Consider the following 7671-nt stretch of genomic DNA (forward strand, 5'->3'; position numbering starts at 1 on the left):
CTCAGAAGTGAAACGAAACAGCGCCGATGATAGTGTGGGGTTTCCCATGTGAAAGTAGGACATCGCCAGGCTCCTAATTAAAGAAAGCCGATACAGAAATGTATCGGCTTTTTTGCTTTTTGGGATTTAGAAATTATACCCAGCTGGCATCGCTAGGCTCACTCTCATAATTTCAGTAAAAAGCCCAACTCAATGAGTTGGGCCTTTATGAAGTACCAGAACATCAGGCTCTACTCTTATAATTATAATCACAAGAAGGAGTCAATACAGAAGTGGATCAATTTAACTATATGATGAATTTTATTAGCTTAATAGAATTGGTATGGCAAAGGTTTTATATAAAGTTGTAGATATAAAAAAACCAGCTCCAGCTGGTTTTTATTTTATTACTATCTTAATTCATTAGGAATGTTGTGTTGTGCCCATGATAATAATTCGATTCTATTGCGGCATTTTGTTTTTCTAAAAGCACTATATAAATGTGTTTTTACTGTATGAGGGCTGATATCTAACTTGTCGGCGATCTCTTTATTTTTACTGCCTGTACTCATCAAGGTTATGATTGCACGTTCACGCTTTGTTAAGTTCACTGGTTCTACAGGCGCATCTGTAAACTTAGCGATTGTTTCCTTATTAAAGTGTAATAACCGAGTTAAGGCATTACACATAATATCTCTTCGGTACCAAAGTTGGTTTTCAAGTAATAATCGGATACCTTTCATTAATACATCAGCATTATCATTGGCATAAAATACACCTCGGATACCACTTAATAGTGCGCGATTTGCAAGCTCAGTATTTTGGCCAATATTAAATAATACGATATCACATTCAAAAGTAAGTGCAGCTACTTTCGCTTGCAATTTCTCCCATGCATTTTCTTCACCTGATTCAATAAACAACAGTCGAGTATTAGTAGGGATATCTGATGTATCTGTACTACTTTTAACTTCCAATCCTTGGGTTTTTAATAAAGGCGCTAGTACATCTAAGCTTATATTATTAATTGGATTAGGTTCTTGTAGAATAAAAGCAGTACTTTTCATGTTAATTACCCTTACCTATTTGTTCGTTGTCTTAAAATAGGTATCTAAATTTCAAATTAGAGCTAACTTTAACATAGAAATAACATCCTTAGTATTAGTTTCTTTGTTTTAACTAATGCTTTAGGGTTTCTTTTTGTGCTTTTATTTTAATTTATTTTTAAATTAATACTTTTTTATTATTTGTATATGGCGGCCAGCCCATTTCTTTACCTGCAAGCATATGAAGGTGGATGTGATATACCGTTTGACCACCATCTTCATTACAATTCATTACGACGCGATATCCAGAGTCTGAAAAACCTTCCTGCTTAGCTAATTTAGCAGCGACTAGATATAGTTGGCCAATTAAACTAGCATCCTCAGTTTTAATATCATTGATCGTTTCTATTGCTTTTTTTGGGATAATTAATACATGATATGGCGCTTGAGGATTGATGTCTTTAAAAGCTAAAGTTAACTCATCTTCATAAACAATATCAGCAGGGATTTCTCTGTTTATAATTTTAGTGAACAAAGTGTCTTGTGCCATGGTTTTATTCCTTATAATTTTGTGGCTTAATTATGTCACTTTACATTTACTTGTCTATTAATGGATTAAACTAATTATGCGATACTTTCTTTTATGCTTACCTTTTATTTCATCTTTAACTTATGCTGCGCAGATAAAATTTCCTGCTGAGTTAATTCCGTTGCAGGTAGGTGCAGAAAAAATAGAACATTCATTATTTTCTAAAGTTGATGAAATAACACTAAAGAAAGGGACACATAAATTAAAAATCAAATATTCTGATTTATTTGAACTTGACTATGATGACCATGAAGTTGTTGAATCAAAGCCTTTTTGGATAGAGATTCAGATATCTGAGAATGTTAATTACCAGGTGATTTTTAATAAACCAGAAGATGAAGTAGAAGCGCAAGTATTTGCCAAATCACCAAGCGTGACATTAAAAGCAATTTCAACAGGAGAATTAGTTTCAGTAGCTAAAAGCTCAGAGCCTGCCCAGAAGGTAGCAGTAGTTAAGCTGGCGAAAGTAAAGCCATCACCTAAAGCATTAGAAATGCTTAATTTCTGGTGGCAACAAGCAAATGAACAGGAAAAGGAAAGTTTTTTGAATACACTAAAAAACAAGGGTCATTAGACCCTCGTTTTAACGTTCGATAAATATCTTATTTAAATAAGGCGTCTATCGTTCCTTGTGCTAATGGGTGATAGCCAGGACGTGCATTTAGGTACACTTTGTTAGCCCAGTCTTTTTTATTATGTTTCACTAATGTTTTATATAGTGGCACAATTAGCTTTCTACGACCTATCCCCGTTAAGTGCTTATCTAAAGCTGGGTATACTTCTTGGTATCCATTGCCAACAGCTAACATAAACCATGCAAAAGCGATTTCTGCATTTGTTGTTTGCGTTAAGTTAAATGCGGCGTCAATTTTTTTCATGTTATCAATTGAAATATCACGAGGTAAATTATTGATAAAATGAAGCCATTCATGAACTGTCCATTTATCAGTTGCTAATGTGTCTAGTGTAGTTGAGCCTTTTAACCAAGATTTTAGGTTTGCATCTACTACTTTAAATACATCAGAAGTTGGATTTGGCGCATCTGCTGGTAAGCCAGGCTGATAAATCCATTCATGAACTTTGTCTGAAGATACGATACCAGGGAACTTATTAATTAAGTTTTTATTTAAGTAAGTAACAAACTCAGCAGTATTAAGAGACTTAAATGAATAATCGTCAAAGTATTTTTTAACAAAAATATCAAATCTTTCACGACCAAACTTTTCTTCTAGGTAAAGTAAAAATAGCTGGCCTTTAATGTAAGGTACACTTGAAAATGCATCATCAGGATCACGGCCATTTAGCTTTAAATTTAAAATTGTATCTGGCGCATCAATCGTTTCTAATTGCCCTTTTAAGCGCGCTACTTCTAATGATTGCTCCATTACTGCACGATCTTTCCCGAAAACTTCTTCCATAATGCGATTTTCAACATAAGAAGTAAAACCTTCATTTAGCCATAAATCTTCCCATGTTGCATTGGTAACTAAGTTACCAGACCATGAATGTGCAAGTTCGTGTGCAATTAAAGATACTAAACTTTTATCACCAGCGACAACCGTTGGTGTAATGAAAGATAATCGAGGGTTTTCCATGCCACCAAAAGGAAAGCTAGGTGGCAGCATTAATAAATCGTAACGTCCCCAAGCATATTCTCCATACATAAGGTTGGTTTTGTCTATCATAGCCTGGGTGTCATTAAATTCAGCAATAGACGCATCTAAGATACCGGGCTCAGCATAAATGGCAGTTTGATGTGACATTTCTTTATATTCTAAGTTACCAGCACCAATTGCAATTAAGTAAGGAGAGATAGCTTGTGGCATAGTAAAGCGGTAATCACCATCTTTAATTTTTACATCTGAATTGTCTGCACTCATAACGGCACGAATATCTTCAGGTGTTTGGATACGGGCTGAGTAAGTGACTCTCATTGCCGGAGTATCTTGGATCGGGATCCAGCTACGCGCATGAATAGCTTGAGACTGGCTATACATAAAAGGTTGCGTTTTACTTGCTGTTTGAACAGGTGTTAACCATTGCAGGCCTGATGCAATAGGTAAACTGTTATAATAAATCCTAATGATTTCTGCTTGGCTATTTAAGTTTATAGTTAGCTTTGAGCCTTTAACATCATCTCTTTGAGCTAATTTATAATTGGCTTTATGCCATGCACCATTTTGAGCTTTGTACATGATTTTATCTATTTCAAGATCTCGAGTATCTAAAATTAGTTGTTTGCTATTTTTATCCTGCCAACTAAGTGTATGTTCAACAAAGCCTTCAAGCTCCTTTTTATCAAAGTTTATATCAAGATCTAAATGAACATGAGTTGTGACAACTTGTTCTACATTAGCGTAACTATGTTGATCTTGAGCTGCGATGGCTGTTGAGCTTAGTGATAAAGCACTAGAGAGTGCCATAGCATAAGCAATGCTATTAAGTTTCATGTATAACCCTTGAACGAAAATGTTTATGTTATGTATTTAATCTCTTATATACCATGCTTTATAGTTTACGGTAAGATATTGCTATTATAATTAGCATAAAAAAGAGACTTTCTATTGCTATCGCTTCAATCACGCCACACTTTTGCTTTGCCTGTTATGGCACGAGATATAATTGAGATAGAAAAAGCAGAACAATTAACTCAAATTGATTTTAATGTTCCTTTTATGATTTTAGGTGAAGGAAGTAATACTGTTTTTTTAAATGATTATTCTGGTTTGGTTATCTCTATGAAAAATAAAGGCATAGAGAAAAAAGTAGATAATGAATTTATATATTTAAACGTATCTGCAGGTGAAAACTGGCATGAGTTAGTATGCTCTACATTGGCTGATAATATATTAGGCTTAGAGAATCTCGCTTTAATCCCTGGTTCAGTGGGTGCAGCGCCAGTACAAAATATAGGTGCCTACGGCGTAGAAGTCAGGCAATTTATTGAATATGTAACTGGCTATGATATAAACCAAAAGCGTTTTTATACTTTAACCAATGAAGAGTGTGAGTTTGCTTACCGAGAGTCTATATTTAAAGACGAATTAAATAAAAAATTTATTATTACAGAGGTTGGCTTTAAGTTTAACAAATTATGGCTACCAGAGTTAAGTTATGGGCCATTAAAGCAGGTATCACTTACCGGTAATAACGCTGAAGATGCAAAATCAATTTTTGAACAAGTTGTTTCCATAAGACAAGAAAAACTACCCGATCCTAACAAAATCCCCAATGCTGGCAGTTTTTTTAAAAACCCAATCATTAAAGAAACACAATTAATTGACTTAAAAAAAGCGTATCCAGATATCCCAAATTATCCCGTAGGTTTGAATGCTGACAATGTGAATGAATTTAAATTAGCGGCAGGTTGGTTAATAGATAAAGCTCAATTAAAGGGTTTTAGAGTTGAAGGAATAGAAGTAAACCCTCTTCAAGCATTAGTACTACTGAATCATGGGAATAGCACGGGTGATGATATCACTAAAATGATCTTAACAATTCAAAAAACCATAAGAGAAAAATTTTCTGTTGAATTAGAACATGAAGTTAGGATCATTAATACAAACGGTGAGTGTAAGGTAGGCTTAGATAACATATCTATTGAAGGACAGTCATGAAGGCGCCACAAGGTAATAAATTAGTTATTTTAAATTACTTAGAGCAAGCACAAGCAACTACTGGCAAGTTTGTCTCGGGTCAACATTTAGGAGATGAGCTAAATATAAGTCGTGCAGCAGTGGCAAAACATATTCAATCACTACAACAAATGGGTTTAGATATATTTAAAGTATCAGGTAAAGGTTACCGTTTGAGTAATGAACTTAATCTACTTAATCATCAAAAAATATCAACTCAATATCGGTTAGCCGCATTTAAAGAAAGTAAATTAGAGGTTCATCCTGTTATTGATTCTACTAATAGTGAATTAATGAGACGCATACAATCAGGTGAAACCTTAGCCTCAGGGACTGTCATTGTCGCTCAGATGCAAACAGCAGGTCGGGGGCGAAGAGGGCGAACTTGGCAATCACCTTTTGGTGCCAATCTATATTATAGCTATTATTGGCTATTGGATGACGGTCTACAAGCTGCTATGGGATTAAGTATCGTAGTTGGGTTAGCTGTTTATGATACTTTAAAAGCGCTATATGGCATTGAAGTACAATTAAAATGGCCGAATGATATTTTGTTTGATAATAAAAAACTTGCAGGCGTATTAGTTGAACTTGATGGTCAACCTCAAGGACCATGTAAATTAGTGATAGGCATAGGCTTGAATATTAAAATGCCGCAAACCTATAGCGATCAAATCGATCAACCTTGGACCGATCTGTCTTTATTAAACCCTAATACAGATGTGATAGACAAAAACAAATTGGTAGCTCAATTAACACATTGTTTAGAAGTAAGATTAGAGGAATATCGTCAAACTGGATTATTAAACATGCACCAAGAGTGGAATCAATTACATGCTTTTCAAGAGCAGTTAGTCACATTGGCAACAGGTAAACGTAATTGGCAAGGCATTTGTGAGGGAATAGATGCACAAGGTGGCATTAAAATAAGGCAAGATGGCGAAGTAAAAAGTTACTTTGGCGGTGAAATATCTTTAAGAAAGGTAAATTAATGTCATGATATTATTAGTTGATGTTGGTAATACAGCCCTTAAAACTGCGCTATTTGATGGTTCTAAAATTTTGCTTTGTCTATTTGAAAATTTGGATTGGTCAGTGATAAGCAATGTTATTTACTCCCATGTTGCAACTACTAAACAGCTTGCAGTTCTAATTGAGGTTGCACAAAGAAAAAGTGTTCCTATCTATAAAGCTGTGGTCTCTAAAGAGTGTGCAGGTGTGAGTTGTGGCTATGCAAATTATCAAACATTAGGCATAGACCGTTGGTTAGTTGTATTGGCGTGTGCAAATGAGCTTACATCTGAAAATAGAGACGTTATTATTATTGATTCAGGTACCGCAACAACAGTAGATATTGTGAATCACAAAAAGCAGCATTTAGGCGGATGGATTTTACCTGGTTTAGATTTATTGGTGGACTCTATTGCATCTAGAGCTGAAAAAGTATTTGTAGATGAAAAAACACCTTTTAAAGCAGAATTTGGTGTCAATACACCAGCAGCGTTAAAGAATGGCTGTTTGATTTCAACATTAGGCGCAATTCAATATGCTATCTCTCTTTTAGATAATGAGCCGCTATTAGTTTTTGCAGGTGGTTATGGCATGTTATTAAAAGATCAAATGCCGCTAGAGTTAAATCAACAAGCTATTTATAGCGAAGACCTTATTTTTAAAGGTTTGCTTGTTTGGTATCAAAATGAAGTTAATTCTTAGATTTTTGCTCATTTTTGCCTAAAGATTCAACAAACAATCAAAAAATTAAAATTATTTTAATTAAAGGGTTGCATCATTCTGAACCTTGCTCTAGAATCCTGCCCCGTACTCAAGCAGAACACTGCTTATCTAAAGTACGGTGTGCCGACTTAGCTCAGCTGGTAGAGCAACTGACTTGTAATCAGTAGGTCAACCGTTCGACTCGGTTAGTCGGCACCATTTCAAAACACTTTAAGTGTTGCTTTCTTCTAGGCTAGGAGATAGTTAATGAACAGTTTTGTGGAGGGGTTCCCGAGTGGCCAAAGGGATCAGATTGTAAATCTGACGGCTCAGCCTTCGGTGGTTCGAATCCACCTCCCTCCACCACTTTTATCACGACGGTTATTAGGTCGCTTCATACAGGTTTGTATCGCGGGCATCGTATAATGGCTATTACCTCAGCCTTCCAAGCTGATGATGCGGGTTCGATTCCCGCTGCCCGCTCCAAGTTCTGGTGTTGCTGATATAGCTCAGTTGGTAGAGCGCACCCTTGGTAAGGGTGAGGTCGGCAGTTCAAATCTGCCTATCAGCACCAGTCTCCAAACCTCTAAAAAACTTCCTTTAATTTGTCTTTATATTTCAAAAATTAATCAAGCTTGTTTATAATTAGCTTTTAATAAATCATTTCGATAATACAGATAGGTTCCGTCATGGCAAAAGAAAAGTTTGA

At 35.4% G+C, this 7671-nt stretch carries 7 protein-coding genes and 4 tRNA genes; 8 read left to right on the top strand and 3 right to left on the bottom strand.

What is annotated here, in order from left to right; all coding sequences use genetic code 11:
* Positions 1-389: 389 nt before the first annotated feature.
* Together KO527_RS04955 and KO527_RS04960 are read right to left on the bottom strand one after the other, a co-directional pair.
* Positions 390-1046 (bottom strand): response regulator transcription factor, encoded by a 657-nt coding sequence (locus KO527_RS04955; protein WP_216039255.1) that lies wholly within the window; start codon positions 1044-1046, stop codon positions 390-392.
* Between the two features lie 157 nt (positions 1047-1203).
* Complete coding sequence (locus KO527_RS04960; RefSeq protein ID WP_216039256.1) at positions 1204-1575, bottom strand: histidine triad nucleotide-binding protein; 372 nt, start codon at positions 1573-1575, stop codon at positions 1204-1206.
* Between the two features lie 76 nt (positions 1576-1651).
* On the opposite strand from KO527_RS04960, the gene KO527_RS04965 reads away from it, so the two are divergent.
* Positions 1652-2188 carry a DUF2057 family protein gene (locus tag KO527_RS04965; protein ID WP_216039257.1) on the top strand — a complete coding sequence of 179 codons (537 nt, stop codon included), beginning with the start codon at positions 1652-1654 and terminating at the stop codon, positions 2186-2188.
* A gap of 28 nt (positions 2189-2216) precedes the next feature.
* On the opposite strand, the gene KO527_RS04970 is transcribed toward KO527_RS04965, so the two are convergent.
* The gene (locus KO527_RS04970) at positions 2217-4064 is read right to left on the bottom strand and encodes a M1 family metallopeptidase (protein WP_216039258.1); all 1848 of its coding nucleotides are present in this window, start codon (positions 4062-4064) and stop codon (positions 2217-2219) included.
* Between the two features lie 114 nt (positions 4065-4178).
* Here KO527_RS04970 and murB point away from each other — a divergent pair, with 114 nt between their 5' ends.
* The 7 genes from murB to KO527_RS05005 all read left to right on the top strand — a co-directional run bounded on the left by murB (position 4179) and on the right by KO527_RS05005 (position 7536).
* Positions 4179-5231, top strand: coding sequence for a UDP-N-acetylmuramate dehydrogenase (gene murB / locus KO527_RS04975; RefSeq protein WP_252733450.1), 1053 nt, complete (start codon positions 4179-4181; stop codon positions 5229-5231).
* Positions 5228-6241: a bifunctional biotin--[acetyl-CoA-carboxylase] ligase/biotin operon repressor BirA gene (gene birA, locus KO527_RS04980; RefSeq protein WP_216039259.1), complete on the top strand. Its 1014-nt coding sequence runs from the start codon at positions 5228-5230 to the stop codon at positions 6239-6241. Before murB ends, birA begins: the two co-directional genes overlap by 4 nt.
* Before the next feature lie 4 nt (positions 6242-6245).
* Positions 6246-6962 carry a type III pantothenate kinase gene (locus KO527_RS04985; protein ID WP_216039260.1) on the top strand — a complete coding sequence of 239 codons (717 nt, stop codon included), beginning with the start codon at positions 6246-6248 and terminating at the stop codon, positions 6960-6962.
* A 143-nt stretch (positions 6963-7105) separates the two neighbouring features.
* Positions 7106-7181, top strand: a tRNA-Thr gene (locus tag KO527_RS04990).
* A 62-nt stretch (positions 7182-7243) separates the two neighbouring features.
* Positions 7244-7328, top strand: a tRNA-Tyr gene (locus tag KO527_RS04995).
* A gap of 45 nt (positions 7329-7373) precedes the next feature.
* Positions 7374-7448: transfer RNA gene (locus KO527_RS05000), tRNA-Gly, on the top strand.
* A 12-nt stretch (positions 7449-7460) separates the two neighbouring features.
* Positions 7461-7536, top strand: a tRNA-Thr gene (locus tag KO527_RS05005).
* The last annotated feature ends 135 nt before the right edge of the window (positions 7537-7671 follow it).

The sequence above is a fragment of the Pseudoalteromonas sp. C2R02 genome, assembly GCF_018860845.1.
GTDB lineage: Bacteria > Pseudomonadota > Gammaproteobacteria > Enterobacterales > Alteromonadaceae > Pseudoalteromonas.

Bases quoted from the DNA above. Each gene is read 5' to 3' on its own strand.
- KO527_RS04955 (WP_216039255.1), bottom strand. From the start codon at position 1,046: ATGAAAAGTACTGCTTTTATTCTACAAGAACCTAATCCAATTAATAAT.
- KO527_RS04960 (WP_216039256.1), bottom strand. From the start codon at position 1,575: ATGGCACAAGACACTTTGTTCACTAAAATTATAAACAGAGAAATCCCT.
- KO527_RS04965 (WP_216039257.1), top strand. From the start codon at position 1,652: ATGCGATACTTTCTTTTATGCTTACCTTTTATTTCATCTTTAACTTAT.
- KO527_RS04970 (WP_216039258.1), bottom strand. From the start codon at position 4,064: ATGAAACTTAATAGCATTGCTTATGCTATGGCACTCTCTAGTGCTTTA.
- birA (WP_216039259.1), top strand. From the start codon at position 5,228: ATGAAGGCGCCACAAGGTAATAAATTAGTTATTTTAAATTACTTAGAG.
- KO527_RS04985 (WP_216039260.1), top strand. From the start codon at position 6,246: ATGATATTATTAGTTGATGTTGGTAATACAGCCCTTAAAACTGCGCTA.